Source organism: Streptomyces chiangmaiensis (assembly GCF_036281785.1).
Lineage (GTDB): Bacteria > Actinomycetota > Actinomycetes > Streptomycetales > Streptomycetaceae > Streptomyces > Streptomyces chiangmaiensis.
In genome coordinates this window covers 44,081-69,204 of record NZ_JAYWVC010000007.1, presented here as the reverse complement: position 1 = coordinate 69,204, position 25,124 = coordinate 44,081, and the positions used below count along the sequence as shown (strand labels likewise).

The window sequence follows — 25,124 nt, the reverse complement described above, 5'->3', positions numbered from 1 at the left end:
GCTCCCCGCTCCGGTGCGTGTTCCCCCGTACGCACCGGAGCGGGGCTTTTTTGCTTACGCGCCCCGCGCTCTTCACCGCGACTTTCCCTCCGCCTTTGTTCCGCACAGGAACAATGTGGACCCTCACTCTGTCCACGGGACGGTCGGTCGGCTGGCCGATGACCCGGGACGGTTAGGCTCTAGTCGCAAGGTGCCCCGCACTCTCAGCGTCACATCCAAGAAGGAGATGCTCGTGCCGTCCATCGACGTCGTCGTAGCCCGGGAAATCCTGGACTCCCGAGGCAACCCCACGGTCGAGGTCGAGGTCGGCCTCGACGACGGCAGCACGGGTCGTGCCGCCGTTCCGTCCGGCGCCTCCACCGGCGCCTTCGAGGCCATCGAGCTCCGCGACGGTGACCCCAACCGTTACCAGGGCAAGGGCGTCGAGAAGGCCGTCCTCGCCGTCATCGAGCAGATCGGCCCGGAGCTCGTCGGCTATGACGCCACCGAGCAGCGGCTGATCGACCAGGCGATGTTCGACCTGGACGCCACCGACAACAAGGGCTCGCTCGGCGCCAACGCCATCCTCGGCGTCTCCCTCGCCGTCGCCCACGCCGCCTCCGAGGCGAGCGACCTCCCGCTCTTCCGCTACCTGGGCGGCCCGAACGCGCACCTGCTGCCGGTGCCGATGATGAACATCCTGAACGGCGGCTCGCACGCCGACTCCAATGTGGACATCCAGGAGTTCATGATCGCCCCGATCGGTGCGGAGTCCTTCTCCGAGGCCCTGCGCTGGGGCACCGAGGTCTACCACACCCTCAAGAAGGTGCTGAAGACCAAGGGCCTGTCCACCGGCCTCGGCGACGAGGGCGGCTTCGCCCCGAACCTCGGCTCCAACCGCGAGGCCCTGGACCTCATCCTCGAGGCCGTCAAGCAGGCCGGGTACGTCCCCGGCGAGCAGATCGCCCTCGCCCTGGACGTCGCCGCCTCCGAGTTCTACAAGGACGGCAAGTACCTCTTCGAGGGCAAGGAGCGCTCCGCCGCCGAGATGACGGAGTACTACGAGGAGCTCGTCGCGGCCTACCCGCTCGTCTCCATCGAGGACCCGCTGTTCGAGGACGACTGGGCCGGCTGGAAGGTCATCACCGACCGGCTCGGCGACAAGGTCCAGCTGGTGGGCGACGACCTGTTCGTCACCAACCCCGAGCGCCTGGCCCGCGGCATCGAGGAGGGCACCGCCAACGCCCTGCTGGTCAAGGTCAACCAGATCGGTTCGCTGACCGAGACCCTGGACGCCGTCGAGCTGGCCCAGCGCAACGGCTTCAAGTGCATGATGTCCCACCGCTCCGGCGAGACCGAGGACGTCACCATCGCCGACCTGGCCGTCGCCACCAACTGCGGCCAGATCAAGACCGGCGCCCCGGCCCGCTCCGAGCGCGTCGCCAAGTACAACCAGCTGCTGCGCATCGAGGAGATCCTCGACGACGCCGCGGTGTACGCCGGCCGCAGCGCGTTCCCGCGCTTCAAGGGCTGAGCGGGCAGGGCCACGCCTTAGCCCGTCGTCCGTACGTCCCCGTACCCGGTCCCGTACCGTGTGCGGGGACGTACGCACGTGTGAAGGGGAGGCGGGGACATGGCCGTGAAGGACCGTGACCGGTTCTCCACCGCGACCAGGCTGCGGCTGCTCGGGGAGCAGACGGCGGCCCGGGTCTATCGCTCCCAGACCAGACGGCAGGCCCGCCGTTCCCGGCTGACCGGCCGGGCCGCGCTGCTCGCGCTCGTCCTGTGCTCGCTGGTCGTGGCGCTCGCGTATCCGATAAGGCAGTACGTCTCCCAGCGGGCCGAGATCGCCGACCTGGAGCGGCAGCAGGCACAGGCCCGCGAGCGGGTCGAGCAGCTGCGTGACCTCAAGGCGCGCTGGCATGACGACGCGTACGCGGAGCAGCAGATCCGGCTGCGGCTGCACTACGTGATGCCGGGGGAGACCGGTTACATCGTGATCGACCCGGACGCGGCCAAACAGTCGCGTGCAAACCGTACGACGGCCGCGCGCCCCTGGTACGACAACATCTGGGACGGGGTCGACAGGTCCGACAAGTCCAGCCGGTGAGCCGGCCCGCCGCCCGGTCGAGGCGGCCGTGCACGGCGTTCCCGCCGTGAACCGAAGAGGCGCTGTGAACCGATGACCCCGCGACCGGCGCATCACCGACCGGACGGATCAGCGCACCGATGAGAAAGACAGCCTGAAAGACAGCCATGGAAACTCCTGCCCGCCGCCCCTCCGCAGCCCCGCAAGGGGAGCGCTGCGCGCTGACGCTGTTCGATCTGCCGCCCACCCCGCGCACCGAGCCCACGGACGCGGACGTCGAGGCCATCGAGCAGCAGCTCGGGCGTCCCCCTCGCGGGCTGCGCGCGATCGCGCACCGGTGCCCGTGCGGGCAGCCGGACGTCGTGGAGACGGCGCCGCGGCTCCCCGACGGCACACCGTTCCCGACGACGTACTACCTGACGTGCCCGCGTGCCGCCTCGGCGATCGGCACGCTGGAGGCGAACGGCGTCATGAAGGAGATGACGGAGCGCCTGGCGACCGACCCCGAACTGGCCGCCGCCTACCGCGCGGCGCACGAGGACTACATCGCCCGCCGCGACGCCATCGAGGTCCTGGAGGGCTTCCCGAGCGCGGGCGGCATGCCGGACCGGGTGAAGTGCCTGCACGTGCTCGTCGCGCACTCCCTGGTCGCCGGCCCCGGGGTCAACCCGCTGGGCGACGAGGCGATCGGGATGCTGCCTCAGTGGTGGCGCAAGGGGTCGTGCGTGACGCCCGCGGGCCCGCCGTCCGGTGACGAGTCGCAGGCGGACACGTCCGGCCCCGACCGGACCGCCGTCGAGCCCGACGATTCCGAGGAGGAAGACAAATGACGCGCGTCGCCGCCGTCGACTGCGGTACGAACTCCATCCGGCTCCTGGTTGCGGACGCCACCCCGGCCACCGGTGAACTCGTCGAACTGGACCGGCGGATGACCATCGTCCGGCTCGGCCAGGGCGTGGACCGGACCGGGCGGCTCGCCCCCGAGGCCCTGGAGCGCACGTTCGCCGCTTGCCGGGAGTACGCCGAGATCATCAAGGAGCATGGCGCCGAGCGGATCCGTTTCGTCGCCACGTCCGCCTCCCGGGACGCCGAGAACCGGGACGTGTTCGTCCGTGGGGTGCTGGAGATCCTCGGCGTTGAGCCCGAGGTCATCTCCGGCGAGCAGGAGGCGGAGTTCTCCTTCACGGGCGCGACCAAGGAGCTGGCGGGCCGCGAGGACCTGGACAAGCCCTTCCTGGTCGTGGACATCGGCGGTGGTTCCACGGAGTTCGTCGTCGGCGAGGAGCATGTGCGGGCGGCGCGCTCCGTCGACATCGGCTGCGTCCGTATGACCGAACGTCATCTCGTGCACGAGGGAGTTGTCTCCGATCCGCCGACCCCGGAGCGGATCGCGGCCATACGGTCCGACATCGAGGCCGCACTGGACCTGGTGGAGAAGACCGTTCCGCTGCACGAGGCGCGCACGCTCGTGGGGCTCGCCGGCTCGGTCACCACGCTGTCGGCGATCGATCAGGAACTCCCGGAGTACGACTCCGAGAGGATCCACCACTCCCGGATCTCCCAGGACCGCGTCCGTGAGATCACCGAGCGGCTGCTGAGGTCCACGCACGCCGAGCGCGCGGCGATCCCCTCCATGCACCCGGGCCGCGTCGATGTGATCGGCGCGGGCGCCCTCGTCCTGCTCGCGATCATGGAGCGGATCGAGGCCGCCGAGGTCGTGGTCAGCGAGCACGACATCCTCGACGGCATCGCCTGGTCCATCGCGTAGCGGACACCCATCGCCCGGGCCGTGAACGGGATCTGACGGGCGATCAGGGAGCTCCGGGCGGGGATTTCCTACCCGTCGGCAGCCTCTCTTGAGCGGGTCGGATAACGTATGAGCGCATCCGAAGGGGTCTTGCGCACCTTCGGATGCGGGCCGGCGGAAAACTTCGTGAAGTTCTTCACAAGGAAATCGCACCTGCTGGGCGATGATGGGGGTCCACTCGGCCATCCGTAGGGCTCAAGGCATCCTCGGGGGTGCTCACGCGAGCGTTCTCGGGGGAGTCGCCGACGGGGGCGCGGAGCCCGCGGCCGGTGCCCCGAACGCCTTGAGGAGCAGCTCACGCGGCCTTGGCCGCCATCCGCTGTACAGGGTGCTGCCTCCGCGGCGCCATGACCTCCGTCATGCGAGTGGCGCAGTGTAGCAGATACCACGACCAAGCTTGTGAAGGGGCGCACGAGCGACCCCCCAGGGGCGGGTGGATACTCGATGCCATGAGCACCACGGAGCGTCCCAGGATCCTCGTAGTAGGCGGTGGGTACGTAGGCCTGTACGCAGCTCGTCGCATTCTGAAGAAGATGCGCTACGGCGAGGCGACCGTCACGGTCGTCGACCCGCGCTCGTACATGACCTACCAGCCCTTCCTTCCCGAAGCCGCCGCCGGCAGCATCTCCCCCCGGCACGTCGTCGTCCCGCTGCGACGCGTGCTGCCGAAGGCGGAGGTCCTCACCGGCCGGGTCACCACCATCGACCAGGACCGCAAGGTCGCCACGATCGCCCCGCTGGTCGGCGAGGCGTACGAGCTGCCTTTCGACTATCTCGTCGTCGCGCTCGGCGCGGTCTCCCGCACCTTCCCGATCCCCGGCCTCGCCGAGCAGGGCATCGGCATGAAGGGCATCGAGGAGTCCATCGGCCTGCGCAACCACGTCCTCGAGCAGCTCGACAAGGCCGACTCCACGACCGACGAGGAGATCCGCCGCAAGGCGCTCACCTTCGTCTTCATCGGCGGTGGTTTCGCCGGTGCGGAGACCATCGGTGAGGTCGAGGACATGGCCCGGGACGCGGCCAAGTACTACAGGAGCGTGTCCCGTGAGGACATGCGCTTCATCCTTGTCGACGCCGCAGACAAGATCCTTCCCGAGGTCGGCCCCAAGCTCGGCCAGTACGGCAAGGAGCACCTCGAGGGCCGGGGCGTCGAGATCTACCTCTCCACCTCCATGGAGTCCTGCGTCGACGGCCATGTGGTGCTGAAGAACGGTCTCGAGGTCGACTCCAACACGATCGTGTGGACGGCCGGCGTCAAGCCGAACCCGGCGCTCGCCCGCTTCGGGCTGCCGCTCGGTCCGCGCGGCCACGTCGACACCGCGCCCACGCTCCAGGTGCAGGGCACGGACTACATCTGGGCCGCGGGCGACAACGCCCAGGTCCCGGACCTCGCCAGCCGCAAGGCAGGCAACGAGAACGCCTGGACCCCGCCGAATGCCCAGCACGCCCTCCGCCAGGCCAAGGTCCTCGGCGACAACGTGATCTCCGGCATGCGGGGCTTCCCGCAGAAGGAGTACTCGCACGCCAACAAGGGCGCGGTGGCCGGGCTCGGTCTCCACAAGGGCGTCGCGATGATCGTCATGGGCAAGATGAAGATCAAGGTCAAGGGCCGTCTCGCCTGGTACATGCACCGCGGCTACCACGGTCTGGCGATGCCGACGTGGAACCGGAAGATCCGGATCTTCGCCGACTGGACGCTGAGCATGTTCCTCAAGCGCGAGGTCGTCTCGCTCGGCGCGATCGAGTCGCCGCGCGAGGAGTTCTACGAGGCTGCCAAGCCGGCGCCCGTGGCCGTCGCCGCGGTCAAGACCGAGGAGAAGGCCAAGGCCTCCTGACCTGCGTTTCCCCCGGCAACACCCGAAAGGGGCCGCCCGCCATCCGTGGTGCGGGCGGCCCCTTTCGGCGTGCGCGCAGGCTTTTTGCCCAGCTGTAACGCCAACGGGGGACTGCGGCGCGGCCCCGTAGGTGTTTACGTGGTGTCGAGCATTCCGGGATCGTCTTCCCCAAGCTCGCGACTGTGTTCGAGCAAGGGGACGCCCCAATGGGAGGTGTGCACCATGGCCGACGCCGCGCCGCGGCTGAAGAGCCTCGTCGAACAACTGCTGGGAGCCCCGCTCCCGGTGCGCATCCGCGCCTGGGACGGTTCGGAGTCCGGACCGCCCGGCGCTCCCGCCCTCGTCGTGCGCAATCGCCGCGCCCTGCGCCGTCTGCTGTGGAAACCGGGCGAGTTGGGCCTCGCCCGCGGCTGGGTCGCCGGGGACCTGGGGATCGACGGTGACCTGTACACCGCCCTCGATCTCCTCGCCGGCCTCATCTGGGAGCGCGGCGACGACGCCCGTTCCCTCGGCCAGGCCGTCCGCGACCCGAAGGTCCGCGCCGCCGTCCGGGGCCTCGCCAAGATGGCCGGGCCCTTCCCGCCGCCCCCGCCGCCCCGTGAGGAGGTCCGCAGGGTCCGCGGCCACCTTCACACCCGGCGCAGCGACCGGCGTGCCATCAGTCACCACTACGACGTCGGCAACGACTTCTACGAGATCGTCCTGGGCCCGTCGATGGTGTACTCCTGCGCCTACTGGGCCGGCGCCGGGTCCACCCTCGAGGACGCCCAGCGCGACAAGCTGGAACTGGTCTGCCGCAAGCTGAGTCTGAAGCCCGGTCAGCGGCTTCTCGACGTCGGTTGCGGCTGGGGCTCCATGGCCGTGCACGCCGCCCGCGAGCACGGCGTGAGCGTCGTCGGCATCACCCTCTCCCAGGAGCAGGCCGCGTACGCCCGCAAGCGGGTCGCCGACGAGGGCCTGACCGATCGCGTGGAGATCCGAGTGCAGGACTACCGCGACGTCACCGACGGCCCGTACGACGCCATCTCCTCCATCGGCATGGCCGAGCACGTCGGCGCGGAGCGCTATCTGGACTACGCCCGCGATCTGTACGCCCTGCTGAAGCCGGGCGGGCGGCTGCTCAACCACCAGATCGCGCGGCGGCCCCAGAAGGACGAGTCCGCCTATTCCGTCGACGCGTTCATCGACGCCTACGTCTTCCCGGACGGTGAACTCGCACCCATCGGCACCACGGTGACACAGCTGGAGCGCGCCGGGTTCGAGGTCCGCGACGTCGAGGGTCTGCGCGAGCACTATGCCCTCACCCTGCGCCGCTGGGTCGCCAACCTGGAGGCCGAGTGGGTACGGGCGCAGCGCCTCACCCGCCCCGGGCGGGCCCGTGTCTGGCGCCTCTACATGGCCGCCTCCGCACTGTCCTTCGAACGTAACCGCATCGGCGTCAACCAGGTGCTGGCAGTGCGGACGCCGCAGTCGGGTGCGTCCGGAATGCCCCTGCGCTCCCGTGCCTGGGGCGAGTGACGTCCGCACGCACACCGAAAGGGCCCCGTTCCCTCAGCGGAACGGGGCCCTCTCGGCGTCTTCGCTACTCCGACTTGATCGCCGTCAGCATGTTCAGGCGCGCCGCACGGCGGGCCGGCCACAGGGCGGCCAGCACACCCACCGTCGCCGCCAGGAGGAGGAAGATGGCCATGCGGCCCCACGGCAGGATCAGCTCGTAGGTCGCCAGCCTCGTGCCGAGCAGTTCACCGGCGGCCCAGCCGAAGAACACCCCCAGGCCGATGCCGAGCACGCCGCCGAAGAGCGAGATCACCAAGGACTCCAGACGGACCATCCGCTTGATGCCCCTGCGGTCCAGTCCGATCGCGCGGAGCATGCCGATCTCCTGCGCGCGCTCGAAGACCGACATGGCCAGGGTGTTGATGACGCCGAGCACGGCGACGATCACGGCCATGGCCAGCAGGCCGTAGAGCATGTTCAGCATCAGCGTGAACATCTGCCCGATCCTGTGGGAGATGTCCTTCTTGTCCATGATTCTGATGGCCGGGTTGTCGCCGAGCGCCTTCACCAGCGTGTCCTTGGCCGAGACGGTGGCGCCGCCGGACGTTTTGACCAGGACCTGCATGTCGGACGGCTCGCTCTGGTGCGGCGCGAGCGTCGCGGTGTCCAGCATGATGCCGCGCATCATCTCGGTGCTCTGGTAGATGCCGGCGACCGTCAGCTGCTGTTTCCTGCCGTCCTCGTACGACACCGTGAACCGGGAACCGGCCGTCCAGTGGTGGGCCGTGGCGGTGTCGTGGTCGGCGACGACCCGGGTGCCGCCGACCTGGAAGGTGCCGTCGTCGACCGTCAGGGCGGTCAACTTGCCGATGGTGGCGCCGTCGACGCCGGTCAGGAACTCGGTCTGGCCGTCGATGCGCGAGGGTGCGTTGCGCAGGGGGCTGGTCGCGATGACGCCGTCGGTCGACTTCAGCGTGTTCTCCACGTCGGGCGAGAGGTCGTTGCCGTTCGCCATCGTCACCGCGTAGTCCGCCTTGAGAGCGGAGGACGCCATCTTGTCGATCGCGGTCTGCAGACTTCCCGCCATCACGGTCAGCGCGGTGATCAGGGTCAGGCCGATCATCAGGGCCGAGGCGGTGGCGGCGGTGCGCCGCGGGTTGCGCACCGAGTTCTGCCGGGCCAGCTTCCCGGCGACCCCGAAGACACGCAGCAGGGGCGCCGCGGCCGCGATCAGCGGGCGGGACAGCAGCGGGGTGAGGACGAAGACGCCGATGACGAGGATCGCCGCGCCGAGGCCCATCGGGCCCTGGGCGTCCGAGGCGTTCAACGTGGTGCTGTACAGGATGACGGCGGTGCCGGCCGAGGCCAGCAGGGCGCCGATCGTGTTCCGCAGGACCAGGGACCTGGTGGTGGCCTTCGCGTGCACGCTGCCCATGGCGGCGACCGGCGGGATCTTCGCGGCGCGCCGGCCCGGCAGCCAGGCGGCGAGCATCGTGATCAGGATGCCCACGGCGAGGGCCGTGGCGACGGTGCCCGGGCTGACGACGAGCGGGCCGTCCGGAATCGTGCCACCGAGCCGGCCCACCAGCGTGCGCAGTCCGGCGCCGATGCCGATGCCGGCCAGCAGACCGGTGACGGCCGCGACCGCGCCGACCACGAACGCCTCGATGAGCACGGACCGGGTGACCTGGCGGCGGGACGCGCCCACCGCGCGCAGCAGTGCCAGTTCCTTGCTGCGCTGTGCGACCAGCATCGTGAAGGTGTTGGCGATGATGAAGGTGCCGACGAACAGCGCGATGCCCGCGAAGACCAGCAGGCCCGTGCGCATGTCGCTTGTCGCTGCGGCGATCTGCCGCGCCTGGTCGTCGGCGAGCTGCTTGCCGGTGGTGGTGGAGGCGACACCTTTCGGCAGGATCTCGTCGAGAGCGTTGCGCAGCGCGATCTGGCCCGTCCCGGAGGCGGCCTTCACATCGATCTCGTCGTACGAGCCGTCCTTGTGGAACAGGCGCTGGGCGGTGGCCGTGTCGAAGAGGGCGAGGCTGCCGCCGGCGGCGACGTTGCCGTCGTCGGTGGTGAAGACGCCGGCGATCCTCGGCGTCAGCACGGGGCCGTCGATCGAGAGCCGCACCGTGTCGCCGACCTTGTACGCGGCGCGCCTCGCGGTCTCGGAGTCGATGAGGACCTCGTTCTGCCCCCGCGGTGCATGTCCGTCGACGATCGGATACCGGGGGTCCTTGGTCCCCCAGTAGTTCCCGCCCTGGGACTGGAAGTCGCCGCCGATGAGCTTGCCGTCCTTGTCGGCGATGGCGGTGAAGCCGCTGACGACACCGATGGTCGTGCCGGCGCCCTGCGCCTTGGCGGCCTTGTCCAGGAGCGCCGGTGTCAGCTTGGGCTCCTTTCCGATCGTGTCGCCGTGCGACACGCGGCCCTCCGGCCGGAGGGCCACGTCGACCTGGTCGAAGCCCTTGGCGGAACTCTTCTGGTAGGCCTCCGAGATGGTGTTGGTGAACACCAGGGTGCCCGATACGAACGCCACGCCGAGCATCACGGCGAGCACGGTCATGAGCAGCCTGGCCTTGTGCGCGAGCACGTTGCGCAGGGCGGTACGGAACATTTCTCTTTGTCCAGGGCTGGGTGTGCGGTGGATGGGTGGCCCCGAGGGGGCGGGTGGGGGGCGAGCCCCGGCGGGAGGCGCGCGCCCGACGTCAGCTCGTGCGGCCCTTGGCGTCGAACCGCTTCATCCGGTCCAGCACCGCCTCCGCGCTCGGCTCGTACAGTTCGTCCACGATCCGGCCGTCCGCCAGGAAGATGACCCGGTCCGCGTACGCCGCCGCCACCGGGTCGTGGGTGACCATCACCACTGTCTGCCCCAACTCCCGTACCGAGTTGCGCAGGAAGCCCAGCACCTCCGCGCCGGACCGCGAGTCCAGGTTTCCGGTGGGCTCGTCGCCGAAGATGATCTCCGGCTTGGACGCCAGCGCACGCGCCACCGCGACACGCTGCTGCTGACCGCCCGACAGCTGCGAGGGCCGGTGGCTCAGCCGTCCCGACAGGCCGACCATCTGGATCACGGTGTCCAGCCAGGCCTTGTCCGGCTTGCGGCCGGCGATGTCCATAGGAAGCGTGATGTTCTCCAGCGCGGTCAGCGTAGGCAGCAGGTTGAACGCCTGGAAGATGAAGCCGATCCGGTCCCGGCGCAACTTGGTGAGCTGCTTGTCCTTCAGAGCGCCGAGTTCGACGTCACCGATGCGGACGGAGCCGGAGGAGAAGGAGTCCAGCCCGGCGACGCAGTGCATCAGTGTCGACTTGCCCGAGCCCGAGGGACCCATGATCGCCGTGAACCGTGCCTGCTCGAAGTCGACGGTGACCCCGTCGAGGGCGACCACCTGGGTCTCGCCCTGTCCGTAGACCTTTGACAGATCCGTGGCGCGGGCGGCCACGGCGGTGGTCCGGTCGGCGAGGGGAGTGCTGGTCACGGGAGGGTGCTCCTGTCGGGACGACGACGGTGATGAGGACGTGTTCCATCGTCGCGGCCGATCGGCGGCGTGTAGTCAGCCGCTGTTCCGGTTCCTGGGGCAGTCTCGAGTCGGACCGGCCCGTGCTCCGTCATACCTGGGGATGACGGGCTCCCCTGAGAGGGCGCCTGGTGGAAGGAAAGCGATTGCTCAGGTCATGCGGAATCCATTCCACGGCCTTCCTTCGGGACGGTGAAATTCCGTCATTCCGCATGCGCGGGCCGTGGTGGCCCGAGAGGCTACTGGCAAGTGCGGATGGCCCGTACCGAGTGCTGATGCACCCTCAGACATCAATAAAATAAGACAACATCGCGTCGCCCGCCCACTGTTGGGGGGATGCGCCCCCGATAGGCTCGGAACGCTCGATGCGGCGCTCATGGCCTGCCCGGATGGTGGAATGCAGACACGGCGAGCTTAAACCTCGCTGCCCCTCGCGGGCGTACCGGTTCAAGTCCGGTTCCGGGCACCACCCGTTGATGGTCGCTGACCTGCGAGAGTGGCCAGAAACGCGCGTGATCCTTTAGCCGTGCGGCCTCACCGTGGCCACACCAGGTGCTTATACCCGTTTCATGGCTACCGTGCAGGCGCAGAAGAACCGCGCGGGAGAGATCACCAGCGACCGCGTGAAGTGGCGTGAGGGCGGCCGAAGAGACGGCGAGTGGCAGTCGGAGACCTTCGACGACGACACGGCCGCGGGCGTCTTCTGCGACGCCGTCAACGAGGCCGGGCAGCACTGGCCGCCCGGCTGGGTGCAAGGGCGCGGCTACGTTGCCGACCAGGTCGCCGACGAAGACCGATACCGCTTCCGGAACTTCGCGACCCGCTGCATCGAGAACAAGACCGGCCTCGAGGAGCACTGCCGCGTCGCGTGCATGCGCGACTTGGAGAGGTACGTGTCGGCGGATTCTAGGGAACGTCGCAACACCTGATCGCCGATGTGTGATGGCGAGCAGTCTAGACAGCTGCTCGGCCGGGTATCCCGGCCGAGCAGCTGACGGTCGCGCCGTGCCGGGCGCCGGGCAGTCCCATCTGTCTCGGCTGTGGTTTCGCTGGCGACTGAGGCTCTGATGGACTCACGTCATGACGGCACCGCTGCCCCGCATCATGCGAGCACTCGAGCAGTTCCATGCCACCCACCCCTGGGATCACAACGCCCACTACCACCGATGGATCCTGCGCCAGCTCCCCAGACGTTTCAACAGCGCCCTGGACGTCGGATCGGGCAGTGGTGACCTCGCCAGGCTCCTGGCTTCACGGGCCGGAGCAGTGCACGGTATCGACGTGGATCCCACCATCGTCGCTCGCGCGCGGGAGCTCACAGCCCCGGCAGCCCCGGTGACCTTCTCTGTCGGAGACGCACTGAAAGAGGTACCGCCTGGCCCCTACGACGTCATTACATGTGTTGCCACCATCCACCACATGCCCTTCAGCGACGCCCTCACTTGCTTCCGACAGCACCTGGCGCCCGGCGGAACTCTGGTCGTCGTCGGCCTCTCCCGCCCGCAGTCTCGGAGCGATTACCTGATCGACGCCGTCGCCGTTCCGTCGAATGTCGTCATGGCCTGGATCAAGAACAAGGGCCGCAAGGCGCCGCGAACAGCCTCAATGACCGCCCCGACCCGACCGGCGACCACGACCTTTGCAGACATTGTTCGCGACGCCCGCCAGGCGCTACCCGGCACACGGCTGCGCCGGCGACTGTTTTGGCGCTACACGTTGGTCTGGCACCAACAGTAGGCGGTCGGCCTCACGGCTTGGCCTGGGGGCCAAAGGCACCGCGTGGAAGTCCCCTCCCGTATGGGTTGGGCAGCAGTTCGGTGAGCTCCGACAGGTCATAGCGGAACACTTGCCACAGCCGCTCCACGGTCGGGAGCTCGTCGGCGTCCGCGCTGCGTGCAACGTGTGGCACGAAACTCCTTGGCACTGCCGAAGCCGGTGGATCAGGCGGCTGGCGGGCTGGACGACGCGGACATCCTCGTCGACGTCGGAGCCGGCTTCACCGAGCTGGACTTCTTCCTGCGTAACGAGTACGGCTGGCGCGGCCGGTACGTCCCCCTGGACGCGTGGGTTGACGGCACCTTCGATTTCTCCACCTGGCGGCCGGCGCGGCCCGTCGGCTGGTACGCGGCCCTGGAGGTGCTGGAACACCTGCAGGACCCCGAGGACCTGATCCGCCGAATGAAGGAAAGCGCGCTGAAGGGGTTTGTCGTGACGACGCCCAACAGCAACGTGGTGGATGTTTTGGCACAGGACCCCACACATGTCACAGCCCTGGACGAGGACACTCTTCGGAAGTGGGGCCTGGCGACCAGCCTGCACAACTTCTACGGCCAGTACCAGGACGGTATCTGCGGCCTGTGGCGAAAGGACTGACCACGTGGACCTGAGCGGTAGGAAGATCCTGGTCTTCGGTGTCCTCACCGAGACGAGCATGGGGTTCAAAATCGCCGAGGCAGCGACGAAGGCGGGCGCGGACGTGATCCTCGCCAACGCTCCGGGCCGGCCCTCCTCCATCATGGGCCGCATCGCCGGACGGTTGCCGAAGGAGCCGGTGGCGTGCCTGTCCGCGGACATCACCGAGCCCGGCGACCTGGCGGCCCTCGCCGAGCAGATCGCCAGCCGCTGGGACGCCCTGGACGGTGTGGTGCACGCCGTCGCGTTCGCGCCGCAGGACGCGCTCGGCGGCAACTTCCTCAACACCCCGTTCGAGTCGGTGGCCACCGCCATGAGCGTCTCGGCGTTCTCCCTCAAGGCCCTGACGACGAGCGTGCTGCCACTGCTGGAGAAGTCAGAGGCCGGCGCATCGGTGGTCAGCCTCACGTTCAACGCCACCGTGGCGTGGCCGGTCTACGACTGGATGGGCCCCACCAAGGCCGCACTGGAGTCGGTCAACCGCTATCTCGCCCGGGACCTGGGACCCAAGGGCATCCGCGTGAACGCGGTCGACTCCGGCCCGATCACGACGATGGCCGGCAAGTCCATCCCCGGCTTCGACGAGCTGGCGAAGCTGTGGCCTGAGCGGGCGCCGCTGGGGTGGGACACCTCGGATGCCACTCCAGTGGCCGACACCGTCGCCTTCCTGTTGAGCGACGCGGCTCGCGCCATTACGGGTCAGGTACTGCACGTAGACGGCGGTTTCTCCGCCGTGGGCGCCTGAGCAGCAGTCAGCCTCGGCTCCACCCCGATGGCAATCGGCCGTCCGCCTCAACGTGTGAGACGGGCGGCCGCAACCGCGACCTGCCCGACCTTCCCAAGGAGGTGTGGGACAGCACGCTCGCCATCAATCTGTCGTCCGTCGACTACGGCATGAAGGCCGAGCTGCCGGCCATTGCCGCCTCCGCCGGTGGAGCGATGGTCGACGTCTCCAGCGTCTAGGCCGACCGTGGCCTGCCGTACCGGGCCGCATACTCGGCGGCCAGGCACGGCGTCCGCGGCATCACCCGTTCCGTCGCCCACGACTGGGCCGCTCGCGGAGTGCGCATCAACGAACTGCTGCCCGGCGTCATCGAAAACCCCATGCTCGCTCTCGCGAACGAACAGGAGACGAAGGCCACTGCGGCCCTCGTCGCCGCCCGGCGCCTGGGCCGACCCCGGGAGATCGCCACCACGGTCGCGTTCCTCCTCTCGGACGAAGCCTCCTGCATCACCGGCGCCCACCTGGCCGTCGACGGTGGCTTCCTCACCTGACAAGCCGTTGCTCCATCGATCATGGTGATCCCCGGTTCAGTCTGCTCGCCGTTCTCTTGGCTCGCCGGGCTGCTGCTGCGCGGTGGGCCGGATCGGGTGCGCCCGACTCGGGGCGGATTTCGGAATGGCGGCCGGGGGTGCCACCGACGTGAGAAACAACGGCTTCGCAAGTGGTGGGTGGGACGGCTGTCTGGTTAGCGTGATGGGTGTGGCACGGATTGTGATCGTGGAGGACGACGCCGCCATCGGGCCCAGACTCGCCGCCTCGCTGCGGAGCGTCGGCCATGACACCGAGTGGTGTCAGGATGGCAAGTCCGCGCTGGCCAGGACCACCGGCGCCGTCGATCTGGTGCTGCTGGACCTGGGGCTACCGGACATGGACGGCCTTGAGCTGTGTCAGCGGCTGCGGGACCGCCTGCCCGGCGCGGTGGTGGTGGTGCTGACCGCCCGGACCGACGAAATGGACGTCATCCAGGCACTGGAGTCGGGTGCGGATGACTATCTGACCAAGCCGTTCCGGCTGGCCGAACTGCAGGCTCGTGTCACAGCGCACCTGCGGCGCGCCGCAGACGGAAGCGGTGTGCCGGAGGCACGCATCACGCACGGTCAGTTGGTGATCGACCGCGCGGCGCGACGCTGTCTGACGCCGAAGGGTGAGGTGGAGCTGCGGCCGAAGGAGTTCGACCTGCTCGCGGTGTTGGCCGGCTCGCCGGGGCAGGCGGTGAGCCGAGAGGAGCTGATGAGCCGGGTCTGGGACGAGAACTGGTTCGGCTCGACCAAGACTCTCGATGTGCATGTCGCGGCGCTGCGGCGCAAGCTGGGCGACCTGGTGCACATCACGACGCTGCGGCACTTCGGCTACCGCCTCGAAGTCCCGCCGGAGAGCTGAGGTGCGCCGTCGGATCCTGCACGCCACGGCAGTGGCGGTGGTGTGCGCCGTGCTGTTGTTCGCCGTCCCGCTGGCGGTGGCGGTGCTGCGCCTGTACCGGCAGGACGAGATCGGCGACCTGGAGCGGATCGCCAGCCGTACGGCGCTCGCCGCCCCCACGTTTGTACCGGATTTCAATCCTCGGGCGTTGCCGCGTGTGGGGCCCGGCACGCAACTCGCGGTGTACGACACCGCCGCTCGCCGGGTCACCGGTTCGGGGCCGGATGTCGGTGACGCCCCGGTGCGGGCGGCGCTGAAGGGCTCTGTGCAGTCCGGCCAGACGGGCGGAAGACTGGTCGTGGCGGTGCCGGTGGGTTCTGCGGAGAAGGTGCGGGGGACAGTCCGGGTCAGCCGTACGGCCACGTGGCTATCGCAGCGAGCCGTGCTCACGTGGCTGGGTATGGGTGGGCTGGCTGTGGTAGCGATCGGAGCGGCGGCTCTGGTGTCGCTGCGGTCCAGCAGACGTCTGGCCCAGCCGTTGGAGGCGTTGGCGGCCACCGCGCGCCGCTTGGAGAGCGGCGATCTGACGGCACGGGCCGTGCCGTATGGCCTGCCGGAGGCCGATGAGGTCGGAACCGCTCTGAATCGCGCCGCTGAGCGGCTTGACCGGCTCTTGCAGCGGGAGCGTGCGTTCAGCGCCGATGCCTCTCATCAGTTGCGAACGGCGCTCGCCCGCACACGCCTGGAACTGGAGAGCGAACTCGCCACCTGCCTGCCCCTGGACCCGCGCGCCGCGATGCGGGCGGCACTGGAGTCGCTGGACCGCATGACGACCACCATCGACGACTTGCTGGCCCTGGCGCGAGACGTACCGGAGCGGGCTCCGCTGGACGTGGCCGCCCTGGTTGCGGAGACCCGAAGGAGGTGGCGGGGCGGCCTGGAGGCGGCGGGCCGCTCGCTGCAGGTCGTCGCCGAGGAGGACCTGCCTGCCGCGGTCGGCTCACAGCAAGCCGCTCGCCAGGTGCTCGATGTGCTCCTGGCCAACGCAGCGACCCATGGCCGGGGAGCGGTGACTGTTCGGGCCAGAGATGCCAACGGGGTGCTTGCCATCGATGTCGAGGATCAGGGGCCGGGCCTGCCCCAGGATCAGGACGTCTTCGCCCGCCGCCCCGCAGGAGAGGGGCACGGCATCGGACTGACGCTGGCCCGCTCACTGGTAGAGGCCGAGGGAGGACGGTTGTTCGTCTCCCGGCGGGCCCCGCATCCCTGCTTCACCTGGCTCATCGCCGCGACGACAGGCCCTGAAGCCCCCAGATCGTCTCCCGACCGTACTCCGAAGGCATGACGGGAACGGCAGTGCACGGTACGAGCTGCGTCCGCCGCTGCCATTCGGGGCAGTCGGCAGCGGTTCACGCCTTAACCGCTGTCTAACCTTCCGCTCAGCGGACGCTAACCCCGTTCTTCTTAACGTGATGAGTGTCGATGGAGCCCGGCACGACGAGGCGCCGCCGGTTGTCGGGCAGCAGGCCACGAATCCGCTGCGCTAGGAGACGGTGGCGATGACAGAGCAGGCCGAGCTCTTCCTGCCTGATGGAGCCGACCCCGCTGTGAAGCGTCCGTCGGGCAGTGACAGTGCATGGACCCGTGTTCGGCTCCTGAGCCAGTGTTTCGAGCGCGCATGTGACGCGAACCCGTCGAGCACCGCCGTGGTGTGCGGCGCGGAGAGGGTCAGCTATGCGGAGCTCGACCGGCGGGCGAATCGGCTGTGCCGGTTCCTCGTGACGCGTGGGGTGGCGCCGGGCGACCGGGTCGGCATTCTGCTGGACCGGTCGATGGACACTTACATCGCACTGCTCGGGGTGATCAAGTCCGGTGCGACCTATGTGCCGCTCGATCCGGCTTTCCCGGCTGACCGTCTGGAGTTCATCGTGCGGGACTCGGCGCTGCGAGAACTCGTGACGGCGTCGGCCTTCGCCGACCGCACCCGGCGTGTGCCCTGCGCTGTTCTCGACCTCGATGACGTGCGGAGCCAGCTGGCCGCGGTGGCGGACACCAGACCAGGTGTCGAGGTCCCCCCGTCGTCGGCGTGCTACGTCATCTACACCTCGGGTACGACCGGACGCCCGAAAGGAGTAGCCGTCTCCCATGCGAGTGTCGTCAACTTCCTGCGGGTGGTCACCCCGATCTACCGCATCGGCTGCGAGGATCGGGTCTACCAGGGCCTCTCGATCGCCTTCGACTTCGCGCTCGAGGAGATCTGGCCTGCATGGATCGCGGGAGCCACGCTGGTTGCGGGGCCGGCTGGGGGCCGGCTCGCCGGACCCGACCTCGGCTCCTTCCTGACCGACCACGAGATCACAGTGCTGTGCTGCGTGCCCACCCTGCTCACCACCCTCGAACCGGATCTGCCCCATCTGCGCACCCTGCTCCTGAGCGGAGAAGCCTGCCCCGCCGACCTGGTGAGCCGCTGGTGGCGCCCGGACTTGCGCATCCTCAACGCCTACGGTCCGACCGAGACCACGGTGACCGCCACCTGCAGCGAGCCGGACCCGCACCGGCCCGTGACCATCGGCACCCCGCTGCCCACGTACCGGGTCTACCTTCTCGACGAGGCACTGCGCGCGGTCCCCGCGGGGGAGCCCGGTGAGATATGCATCGGCGGCCCCTGCGTGGCCATCGGTTATGTCAACCGCCCCGACCTCACCGCGGAACGGTTCAGGCCCAATCCGATCACGGGGGACCGTGCCGAAGCCCCCCGGATCTACCGCACGGGAGATCGTGGCCGCCGCACCACGACCGGCGAGCTCGAATATCTGGGCCGCGTCGACACGCAGGTGAAGATCCGCGGCTACCGCATCGAACTCGCTGAGATCGAGGAGGTGCTGCGCGAGGACGAGGCAGTTGAGAACGCCGTCGTCACCCCGCTCGAGGGCCACAGCAGCGCAGAGAATCTCGTCGGCTACATCACTCTCGACGACACGTCGAACGCCGTGTCCGAAGAGGACCTGCGCGAGCGTCTGCGTGCACGGTTGCAGCGCAGACTCCCCAGCTACATGGTGCCCGCCTTTGTCGAGGTCCTTTCTGCGTTCCCCCTGCTGGCCGCGGACAAGGTCGACCGTACCGCGCTGCCGGCCCCGGTCTCGCCCCCGCTCGCCCGGCACTCGCGACCGCGCATCACCCCTGTGACACCGCTGCAGCAGCGGCTGGCCGCATTGTGGGCAGAGGTTCTCGATTGCCGCGAGATCTCCCTGGAGGACGACTTCTTCTGCGACCTGGGGGGTCACTCCATGACCGCTGCCCGTCTGATCTCGCTGATGCGGCAGGACCCGCAGCTACAGCAGGTGGCCATGAGGGATCTGTACGACCACCCCACCCTCGAGAGCCTGGCGTCCTTCGTGGAGACGGCCCGCGCCACGCAGCCAACAGCCGAGCGAGCCGCCTCCGAGGCTGCCCCGGCTTCCCTCCACCACTCCACGCTCCGGGTGATGGCCTGCGGTGCGGCACAGATCGCCGGACTGTACCTGTGGTTGTTCCTCCCCAGCTTCGCCATGGTCGTGCTGTTCTACCGATTGTTCCGTTCCTGGCACGTCACGCAGCCGACCTCCACAGCCGGACTTTTGGGTCACCTCGTCCAGATGCCGGTCTCGACGTTCACGCTGCTGGAGGTGGGGTGGCTGGTGATCACCCTGCTCGTGCTGCCGCTGCCCGTGAGCCGACTGCTGCTGGCCGGCGTGCGCCCTGGGCGCTATCCCCTGTGGGGTGTCACGTATTGGCGCTTCTGGCTGCAGAGCAAGGTGCTCGCGCTGACACCGCTGCGGCTGCTGGCCGGTTCTCCACTGCTTGCTCCGTGCCTGCGGTTGCTCGGCGCTCGTGTCGGCCGGAACTGTCATCTGCAGGCGGTTCTCGCGCCTCCCTGCCTGCTCGAGATCGGCGAGAGGACGAGCATCGGTTACGGGGCCCGGCTGCAGACCTATGTGGTCGAGGCCGGCTGGCTGCGGCTGGGGACGGTCCAGATCGGCTCGGAGTGCTTCGTCGGGACCAACAGTGTGGTACTGCCTGGCGCCGTGATCGGTGACGGCGCCAGTGTCGGCGAGCAGTCGCTCGTGCCCGAGGACCAAGTCGTGCCGCCGGGTGAGCACTGGGCCGGCGCCCCGGTGACCCGTCAGGACGCCGCGCCGGCGCTGCTCCGGGACATGGAGGGCCAGGCCGACGACCGGCCGTGGCCGCCCTGGGTACTCACCGGGCACGTCGCGGGGGCACTGCTGCTCGTGCTGGCGCCGGTGCTGATCTTCGGCTGCGCCGCGGTATTGGTCGAGTACACCGCATGGCGTTACGGCTTCGGACCGGCCGTTGCATCCGCTGCTGTGGCCGGTCCCCTGGTCCCCTTGGCCACTTGTGCATTCGTCCTGGTGGTCAAGCGCCTCGTGATGCCGGTCGCACACGCCGGGATCCATCCGGAGCGCAGTGGCTTCGGGGTTCGCAAGTGGGTCAGCGACGGCCTGATGCTTATCAGTCTGACCGTGACCCAGGCGTTGTACTCGACGCTGTATCTCGTCCCGTTCCTCCGTGGCACGGGCGCGCGGACAGGACGATGGGCCGAGGTGGCGACCGTGAGCTTCGTCGACCCCGACATGCTCGTCGTCGGCGATGGCAGCTTCCTTGCGGATGTCAGCGTCGTGGGTCCGGCGGTCTTCCACCGAGGCCGAACCGCCCTGGCGCGCGCGGAGATCGGACAGCGGAGCTTCGTCGGAAACGGCGCGCTCGTGCCGGGTTCGTGCCGCCTGGGAGACAACAGCCTCCTCGGCGTCCATTCGCTGGCGCCGACCAGGCCGGCCGACCCGGAAACCACCTGGCTGGGCTCCCCGGCGATCTTCCTGCCCCGCCGAGAGGCCAGCCAGGACTTCCCCGCGAAGCTGACCTACGCACCGACCAGAGGTCTGATCGCCGCGCGTCTGGCCATCGAGTACCTCCGCGTCACTCTCCCGGCGACCATCAGCGCCCTGAGCGTCCTCGGCGTTCTGTTCGCCGCGCTGTACCTGGTCAGGAACCTTTCACCTGCCGTGGTGATGCTGCTCGGCCCCGCGCTGCTCCTGGGAGCCGCCCTCGGATGCACCCTCGCCGCCGTGGCGGTCAAGTGGGCGGTCGTCGGCCGGTACCGGCCGCGCGTCGAGCCGTTGTGGAGCGTCTGGGTGCGGCGCACGGAGCTGGTCACCGGCCTGTACGAGAACCTCGTGGTGCCGGTGATGGTGAACGTCCTCACCGGTACGCCCTGGATGGCCGTGATCATGCGTCTGTTCGGTGCCGACATCGGGCGGCGGGTCTGGCTGACCACCACCTTCATGACCGAGTTCGACCTGGTCCACGTGGGCGACGACGCCGCCGTCGGGGAGTTCACCTCGTTGCAGACCCACTTGTTCGAGGACCGGGTGATGAAGATGGACCGGGTCACGGTCGGCGCGGGCAGCTCGATCGGCATCCGTTCTGTCGTCCTGTACCACGCGCGGGTCGGGGCCGGCGCATCCCTGGACGCGCTGTCCCTGGTGATGAAGGGCGAACGTCTGCCCGACGGCACCCGCTGGCGGGGCATCCCCGCCGCACCCCGCCAGGACCGCGGACCGGCCGACAGCCCCGGCCCTGTTCGCGTCCCCCGGCATTGTGAATGAGGTATCCCATGACATCGTCACCGCACACCGGAACGCTCCGGCCGGCATGGCCGCACGTCACCGGTGACCTGCCCGGTCCGCGCTCCGCGGCGCTGCTGGCGCGCCAGGAGCAGTGGGAGTCACGGGCCCGCACCTACCCCCGTAGTCTGCCCGTCGCACTCGCCAAGGGGTCGGGAAGCTTTGTCCAGGACGTCGACGGGAACGTCTTCATCGACTTCCTCGCCGGCGCCGGCGTGCTCTCGCTGGGGCACAGCCACCCTGAGGTCGTCCGGAGCGTGGCCCTGCAACTCGACTGTCTCAGCCACGGCCTGGACTTCCCCACACCGGTCAAGGACGCCTTCACCCAGGCCCAGCTGTCCATGCTGGAGCCCGGCCTGCGCTCGAGGATGAAGGTGCACTTCTGTGGGCCGACCGGGGCCAACGCAGTGGAGGCGGCGATCAAACTCTGCAAGACGGCCACCGGCCGCGGCGGCGTCATCGCCTTCCACGGAGGGTTCCACGGCAGCACGCACGCGGCCATGGCTGTCAGCGGGCTGGTGTCCCAGAAGGCTCCCGTCCCCGACGGCATGCCCGGCGTCCACTTCTTCCCCTACGGCTCCCTCGGTCCGTACCCCGCGGGTCCGGCCTGTGACAGCGGCCCCGCGGAATGCGCCGACTATTTGAACCGCGCCCTCACCGACGGCCTCGGTGGGATTCCGCTGCCCGCGGCGGTGATCCTGGAGGTGGTGCAGGGTGAAGGCGGCGTGGTCATCGCACATCCCGAATTTCTGCGACGCGTACGGGAGCTCACCCTGGCCCTGGGCGTTCCCCTGATCGTCGACGAGGTGCAGACCGGCTGCGGGCGCACGGGAACCTGGTTCGCCTTCGAACAGTACGGCATCGAGCCGGACGTGATCGTGGCGTCCAAGGCCCTCACCGGCATCGGCATCCCGGCCGCGATCCTGCTGTACAACAGCGCGCTGGACACCTGGGCCCCCGGTGCCCATATCGGCACCTTCCGCGGGAACCAGTTGGCCTTCGCCGCCGGCGTCGAGACCATCCGCATCATCCGGCGGGACGACGTCCTGGGGAACGTACGACGCAGGGGCGAACAGGTCGCGAGCAGGCTCGCCGAACTCCTCTCCAATCCCTGGGTCCGTGACGTGCGAGGGGGCGGCCTGATGTGGGGCATCGAGCTCGCCCATCCCGGCAGCGGCCGACCCGCCGCCCGGCTCGCGGCAGCCGTACAGGCCCACGCGCTGCGGCACGGCCTCATCGTCGAACGCGGCGGTCGCGAGGACGCCGTCATCCGCATCCTGCCCCCGCTCAATGTCACCGCGGATGTGATCCACACAGCCTGCGCGATCCTCATGGACGCCATCCATGTGTGCAGCTCACAGACGCTCGCCGGATCCGATCGGACCACGCCCGGCGCCTCCCCTCTCCATGACGGATCGCAAAACTGAGGAGGCCCTGACGCTGTGGCCCTCATCATCCAGAAATACGGTGGGTCCTCGATACCGACCATCGAGAGGATCAAGGACGTCGCCCGACGCGTCGTAGCGACCCGCACCCGGGGACAGGACGTCGTGGTGGTGATGTCCGCCATGGGCGGCACCACGGATGAACTCCTGCGGCGTGCGAGGGACATCGCCACCGTCCCGCCTGCACGCGAACTGGACGCTCTGCTGGCGACGGGCGAGCAGGCCTCCAACGCGCTGACCGCGATGGCGATTCATGAGCTCGGTGCCGAGGCGTACTCCTTCACCGGCTGGCAGGCCGGTGTGATGACGTCCCCGGCGCACGGCGCGGCCGACATCGTCGACGTCCAGCCGTACCGGATCCGGTACGCCCTCGATCGCGGTGTCATCCCGCTGGTCGCCGGGTTCCAGGGGCTGAGCCGCGAGAACGCCGAAGTGACCACAGTCGGCCGCGGCGGATCCGATACCACCGCGGTCGCACTGGCCGCCGCGCTCGAGGCCGAGATCTGCGAGATCTACACCGACGTCAGCGGGGTGTACACCGCCGACCCGAAGGTCGTACCGGAAGCCGGGCTCTTGGATCACCTCACTCATCAGCAGATGCGGGAGATGGCCGCCGGCGGCGCGAAGGTCCTGGCACTGCCCAGTGTGGACTACGCCGGCAATCACGCGGTGACCCTCCATGTCCGCTCGTCCTACCACGACCGTCCCGGCACCGTCGTGTCCGGCGAGCCCGGCATCACGCCACACCGCCCGCCGGTCATCTCTGTCACCCACGACCCGTGCGTCGCGAAGGTCACCCTGACCGGCATCCCCAAGCCGATGGGATCGGCCGAAGCAGTCCGCGAGGCCATGGCCGCCGCCGGCATCGCTGCCACCGAGCTCCGCACCGCGTCGGCATCGGACGGACGGAGCGCCGACATCACCCTGGCCCTGCCACGGACCGCCGTGGCCACCGGGCTGTTGGCGCTGCGTACACATCGCACAGAGATCGGATACGAGCACGTCATGTGCGACAGCTACGCCGCCACGGCCTCGCTCGTCGGGTCGGGCCTGTCCCGTTGCCCTGAAATCGCCGCGACACTGCGCAGGACGCTGACCGACATCGGCGTGCCCTACACGCCCATCACCGTGACGGACACACGGATCTCCCTCCTGTGCCCTCCCTCCCGCCTTCTCGACGCCGTTCGCGCACTGCACAGGGCGTTCGTAGCCGGGCCTCTCTGCCCGCCCCTCTCACCAGCGATTCCAAGGATGGGCGTCCCCCTGGCCCTGCAACCGTGAGCCAGCGGACTTGCCCGGAGGCCGCCTGATCCCGTCTCACCCGGCTATTGGCCGAGCACGCGTCGGAGCAGCTTTTCGAAGGTGGTCAGCTGGGTGGGAGTGGCCGTGCTGAGCGCGGTCAGCAGCCGGGCGGTGCCCTGGTCGAGGTGCTTGACGGTATCCACACCCGCGGGGGTGAGTGAGATGCGCTTGGCGCGAAGGTCGTCGGGATCGGGTTCGACGGCGATGAGGTCGCGTTCACGCAGCCGCTGCACCACGCCCGTGAGGTTGGACGGGTCGCAGCCCATGCGCTGGGCCAGTTCACGGATGGAACCGGGCTCGGTGGCGGTTCCGAGAAGGATGGCCTGCGTCCGGGTGAGGCCGAGTTCGCCGCCGACTGAGTCCATCTCGTCTGCTCGAGGTGCTGCACCCCGGCCGGATCGACCTCGGGCTGGGCCGGTCGTCCGGGGCGAACCAGGTCACGACCCAGGCGTTGCAGCCGAACCACGAGGACTTCGGACAAAAGTTCGCTGAGCTCTTGGCGTTCTTCCAGGGCGATTTCCCGGACGGTCATCCCTACGGCTCGATCATCGCCACCCCGGGCAGGGGCAACACGCCCGCGATATGGCTGCTCGGATCCGGCTCCTACAGCGCGCAGTTGGCCGGATCGCTGGGTCTTCCCTTCGCGCACGGCGGGCACTTCATGGGCTCCAACAGTGCGCGGGCGATCGAGACGTATCACGAGGCGTTCCGCCCGTCGGAGACTTTGGAGGAGCCGTACGCGATCGTCTCGGTGGGCGTGATCTGCATGGAAACCGAGGAACTCGCCCAGCGGTACCACAACGCCGCCTACGTCAGCACCGTGCGGGCCATGTCCGGTGAGCCGGGTCCGCTGCTGTCACCGGAAGAGATCGAAGCCACACCGGACGGACCGTGGGCCCCCGCACAGGACCACTTCGTCTCTGACGTTCTCTCCCACCACGTCGTCGGTTCGCCGACCATCGTCAAGGCGGAGTTGGAAGACCTGACCAAGCGCACGGGAGCGAACGAGCTCATGATCGCCACCATCATGCACGGGTACGAGCATCGACTGAGGTCATACGAGTTGATCGCGGAGGCGTGTCTGAAGGGGAACCCGGCGTAAACCGCGTCGGGACCTGAGGAGCGTCCGCCGACCGACGAACCGGTCCCGTCGTCAGTGACGCCCCGCCCCGCACGTGCTCAACGAGTACCGGGGCCGGGGGCGATGCGACAGAAGGTGGAGATCACCAATCCCACCCCGGGCTCCCCGCCCGTCGATCTGGACGGCGGCTGCGTCACCTGGTGCCTCCACCCGCCCGGCGAGGCGGGCTGTGACGGGCCGTGCCGGTTCGCGCCGTGCGTCGATGCCACTGCGTACTGCGCCGACCCGTGCCGCCAACCGCCCGCCCCCGCCCGTGCCGGTTGCACCCGGCACCTGCT

Annotated in this window: 21 protein-coding genes and 1 tRNA gene; 18 read left to right on the top strand and 4 right to left on the bottom strand. The window is 69.1% G+C overall.

Annotated features, from left to right (window positions below):
• Positions 1–226 precede the first annotated feature (226 nt).
• The 6 genes from eno (at position 227) to VXC91_RS04235 (ending at position 7,228) form a co-directional block, all read left to right on the top strand.
• Positions 227–1,513, top strand: a complete 1,287-nt coding sequence (eno, locus tag VXC91_RS04260; protein WP_329505233.1) for a phosphopyruvate hydratase — start codon at positions 227–229, stop codon at positions 1,511–1,513.
• Between the two features lie 99 nt (positions 1,514–1,612).
• Positions 1,613–2,089 (top strand): FtsB family cell division protein, encoded by a 477-nt coding sequence (locus tag VXC91_RS04255; RefSeq protein ID WP_329505189.1) that lies wholly within the window; start codon positions 1,613–1,615, stop codon positions 2,087–2,089.
• A gap of 146 nt (positions 2,090–2,235) precedes the next feature.
• On the top strand, positions 2,236–2,898 hold the full coding sequence (locus tag VXC91_RS04250) for a DUF501 domain-containing protein (protein ID WP_408057329.1): 663 nt from the start codon (positions 2,236–2,238) through the stop codon (positions 2,896–2,898).
• A complete protein-coding gene (locus VXC91_RS04245) occupies positions 2,895–3,836 on the top strand; it encodes a Ppx/GppA phosphatase family protein (protein WP_329505188.1) in 942 nt (313 codons plus the stop codon). Before VXC91_RS04250 ends, VXC91_RS04245 begins: the two co-directional genes overlap by 4 nt.
• Before the next feature lie 488 nt (positions 3,837–4,324).
• The gene (locus tag VXC91_RS04240) at positions 4,325–5,710 is read left to right on the top strand and encodes an NAD(P)/FAD-dependent oxidoreductase (RefSeq protein ID WP_329505187.1); all 1,386 of its coding nucleotides are present in this window, start codon (positions 4,325–4,327) and stop codon (positions 5,708–5,710) included.
• A 222-nt stretch (positions 5,711–5,932) separates the two neighbouring features.
• On the top strand, positions 5,933–7,228 hold the full coding sequence (locus VXC91_RS04235; protein WP_329505186.1) for a cyclopropane-fatty-acyl-phospholipid synthase family protein: 1,296 nt from the start codon (positions 5,933–5,935) through the stop codon (positions 7,226–7,228).
• 64 nt (positions 7,229–7,292) lie between these two features.
• Here the strand turns inward: VXC91_RS04235 and VXC91_RS04230 are convergent, their stop codons facing one another.
• Positions 7,293–9,821, bottom strand: coding sequence for an ABC transporter permease (locus VXC91_RS04230; protein WP_329505185.1), 2,529 nt, complete (start codon positions 9,819–9,821; stop codon positions 7,293–7,295).
• A 91-nt stretch (positions 9,822–9,912) separates the two neighbouring features.
• On the bottom strand, positions 9,913–10,683 hold the full coding sequence (locus VXC91_RS04225) for an ABC transporter ATP-binding protein (RefSeq protein WP_329505184.1): 771 nt from the start codon (positions 10,681–10,683) through the stop codon (positions 9,913–9,915).
• Between the two features lie 422 nt (positions 10,684–11,105).
• On the opposite strand from VXC91_RS04225, the gene VXC91_RS04220 reads away from it, so the two are divergent.
• The 3 genes from VXC91_RS04220 to VXC91_RS04210 all read left to right on the top strand — a co-directional run bounded on the left by VXC91_RS04220 (position 11,106) and on the right by VXC91_RS04210 (position 12,459).
• Positions 11,106–11,191, top strand: a tRNA-Leu gene (locus VXC91_RS04220).
• A 100-nt stretch (positions 11,192–11,291) separates the two neighbouring features.
• The gene (locus tag VXC91_RS04215) at positions 11,292–11,651 is read left to right on the top strand and encodes a hypothetical protein (protein ID WP_329505183.1); all 360 of its coding nucleotides are present in this window, start codon (positions 11,292–11,294) and stop codon (positions 11,649–11,651) included.
• A 151-nt stretch (positions 11,652–11,802) separates the two neighbouring features.
• Positions 11,803–12,459 carry a class I SAM-dependent methyltransferase gene (locus VXC91_RS04210; RefSeq protein ID WP_329505181.1) on the top strand — a complete coding sequence of 219 codons (657 nt, stop codon included), beginning with the start codon at positions 11,803–11,805 and terminating at the stop codon, positions 12,457–12,459.
• A gap of 10 nt (positions 12,460–12,469) precedes the next feature.
• Here VXC91_RS04210 and VXC91_RS04205 read toward each other — a convergent pair whose 3' ends face one another.
• Positions 12,470–12,631, bottom strand: a complete 162-nt coding sequence (locus tag VXC91_RS04205; protein ID WP_329505179.1) for a hypothetical protein — start codon at positions 12,629–12,631, stop codon at positions 12,470–12,472.
• 8 nt (positions 12,632–12,639) lie between these two features.
• Between VXC91_RS04205 and VXC91_RS04200 the strand changes: the two genes are divergently transcribed.
• The 8 genes from VXC91_RS04200 to VXC91_RS04165 all read left to right on the top strand — a co-directional run bounded on the left by VXC91_RS04200 (position 12,640) and on the right by VXC91_RS04165 (position 23,684).
• A complete protein-coding gene (locus tag VXC91_RS04200) occupies positions 12,640–13,095 on the top strand; it encodes a methyltransferase domain-containing protein (RefSeq protein ID WP_329505178.1) in 456 nt (151 codons plus the stop codon).
• 4 nt (positions 13,096–13,099) lie between these two features.
• A complete protein-coding gene (fabI, locus tag VXC91_RS04195; RefSeq protein WP_329505177.1) occupies positions 13,100–13,879 on the top strand; it encodes an enoyl-ACP reductase FabI in 780 nt (259 codons plus the stop codon).
• Between the two features lie 230 nt (positions 13,880–14,109).
• Entirely contained in the window at positions 14,110–14,409 is a 300-nt protein-coding gene (locus VXC91_RS04190) for an SDR family oxidoreductase (RefSeq protein ID WP_329505230.1), read from the top strand.
• Between the two features lie 208 nt (positions 14,410–14,617).
• Positions 14,618–15,298, top strand: a complete 681-nt coding sequence (locus VXC91_RS04185) for a response regulator transcription factor (RefSeq protein ID WP_329505176.1) — start codon at positions 14,618–14,620, stop codon at positions 15,296–15,298.
• 1 nt (position 15,299) lies between these two features.
• On the top strand, positions 15,300–16,622 hold the full coding sequence (locus VXC91_RS04180) for a HAMP domain-containing sensor histidine kinase (RefSeq protein ID WP_329505175.1): 1,323 nt from the start codon (positions 15,300–15,302) through the stop codon (positions 16,620–16,622).
• Positions 16,623–16,836: 214 nt separating this feature from the next.
• Positions 16,837–20,940 (top strand): Pls/PosA family non-ribosomal peptide synthetase, encoded by a 4,104-nt coding sequence (locus tag VXC91_RS04175; RefSeq protein WP_329505174.1) that lies wholly within the window; start codon positions 16,837–16,839, stop codon positions 20,938–20,940.
• A gap of 8 nt (positions 20,941–20,948) precedes the next feature.
• Complete coding sequence (locus VXC91_RS04170) at positions 20,949–22,385, top strand: aspartate aminotransferase family protein (RefSeq protein ID WP_329505172.1); 1,437 nt, start codon at positions 20,949–20,951, stop codon at positions 22,383–22,385.
• Between the two features lie 15 nt (positions 22,386–22,400).
• Positions 22,401–23,684 carry an aspartate kinase gene (locus VXC91_RS04165; protein ID WP_329505171.1) on the top strand — a complete coding sequence of 428 codons (1,284 nt, stop codon included), beginning with the start codon at positions 22,401–22,403 and terminating at the stop codon, positions 23,682–23,684.
• Between the two features lie 44 nt (positions 23,685–23,728).
• Here the strand turns inward: VXC91_RS04165 and VXC91_RS04160 are convergent, their stop codons facing one another.
• Positions 23,729–24,070 (bottom strand): MarR family winged helix-turn-helix transcriptional regulator, encoded by a 342-nt coding sequence (locus VXC91_RS04160; protein WP_329505170.1) that lies wholly within the window; start codon positions 24,068–24,070, stop codon positions 23,729–23,731.
• Between the two features lie 14 nt (positions 24,071–24,084).
• Between VXC91_RS04160 and VXC91_RS04155 the strand changes: the two genes are divergently transcribed.
• Positions 24,085–24,807, top strand: a complete 723-nt coding sequence (locus VXC91_RS04155) for an MsnO8 family LLM class oxidoreductase (RefSeq protein WP_329505169.1) — start codon at positions 24,085–24,087, stop codon at positions 24,805–24,807.
• Positions 24,808–25,124: the final 317 nt, after the last annotated feature.

What these genes read in the sequence shown, in the direction of transcription:
- VXC91_RS04215 (WP_329505183.1), top strand. Translation starts at nt 11,292, where the DNA reads ATGGCTACCGTGCAGGCGCAGAAGAACCGCGCGGGAGAGATCACCAGC.
- VXC91_RS04230 (WP_329505185.1), bottom strand. Translation starts at nt 9,821, where the DNA reads ATGTTCCGTACCGCCCTGCGCAACGTGCTCGCGCACAAGGCCAGGCTG.
- VXC91_RS04235 (WP_329505186.1), top strand. Translation starts at nt 5,933, where the DNA reads ATGGCCGACGCCGCGCCGCGGCTGAAGAGCCTCGTCGAACAACTGCTG.
- VXC91_RS04255 (WP_329505189.1), top strand. Translation starts at nt 1,613, where the DNA reads ATGGCCGTGAAGGACCGTGACCGGTTCTCCACCGCGACCAGGCTGCGG.
- VXC91_RS04210 (WP_329505181.1), top strand. Translation starts at nt 11,803, where the DNA reads ATGACGGCACCGCTGCCCCGCATCATGCGAGCACTCGAGCAGTTCCAT.
- VXC91_RS04160 (WP_329505170.1), bottom strand. Translation starts at nt 24,070, where the DNA reads ATGGACTCAGTCGGCGGCGAACTCGGCCTCACCCGGACGCAGGCCATC.
- VXC91_RS04250 (WP_408057329.1), top strand. Translation starts at nt 2,236, where the DNA reads ATGGAAACTCCTGCCCGCCGCCCCTCCGCAGCCCCGCAAGGGGAGCGC.
- eno (WP_329505233.1), top strand. Translation starts at nt 227, where the DNA reads ATGCTCGTGCCGTCCATCGACGTCGTCGTAGCCCGGGAAATCCTGGAC.
- VXC91_RS04240 (WP_329505187.1), top strand. Translation starts at nt 4,325, where the DNA reads ATGAGCACCACGGAGCGTCCCAGGATCCTCGTAGTAGGCGGTGGGTAC.
- VXC91_RS04245 (WP_329505188.1), top strand. Translation starts at nt 2,895, where the DNA reads ATGACGCGCGTCGCCGCCGTCGACTGCGGTACGAACTCCATCCGGCTC.
- VXC91_RS04175 (WP_329505174.1), top strand. Translation starts at nt 16,837, where the DNA reads ATGACAGAGCAGGCCGAGCTCTTCCTGCCTGATGGAGCCGACCCCGCT.
- VXC91_RS04170 (WP_329505172.1), top strand. Translation starts at nt 20,949, where the DNA reads ATGACATCGTCACCGCACACCGGAACGCTCCGGCCGGCATGGCCGCAC.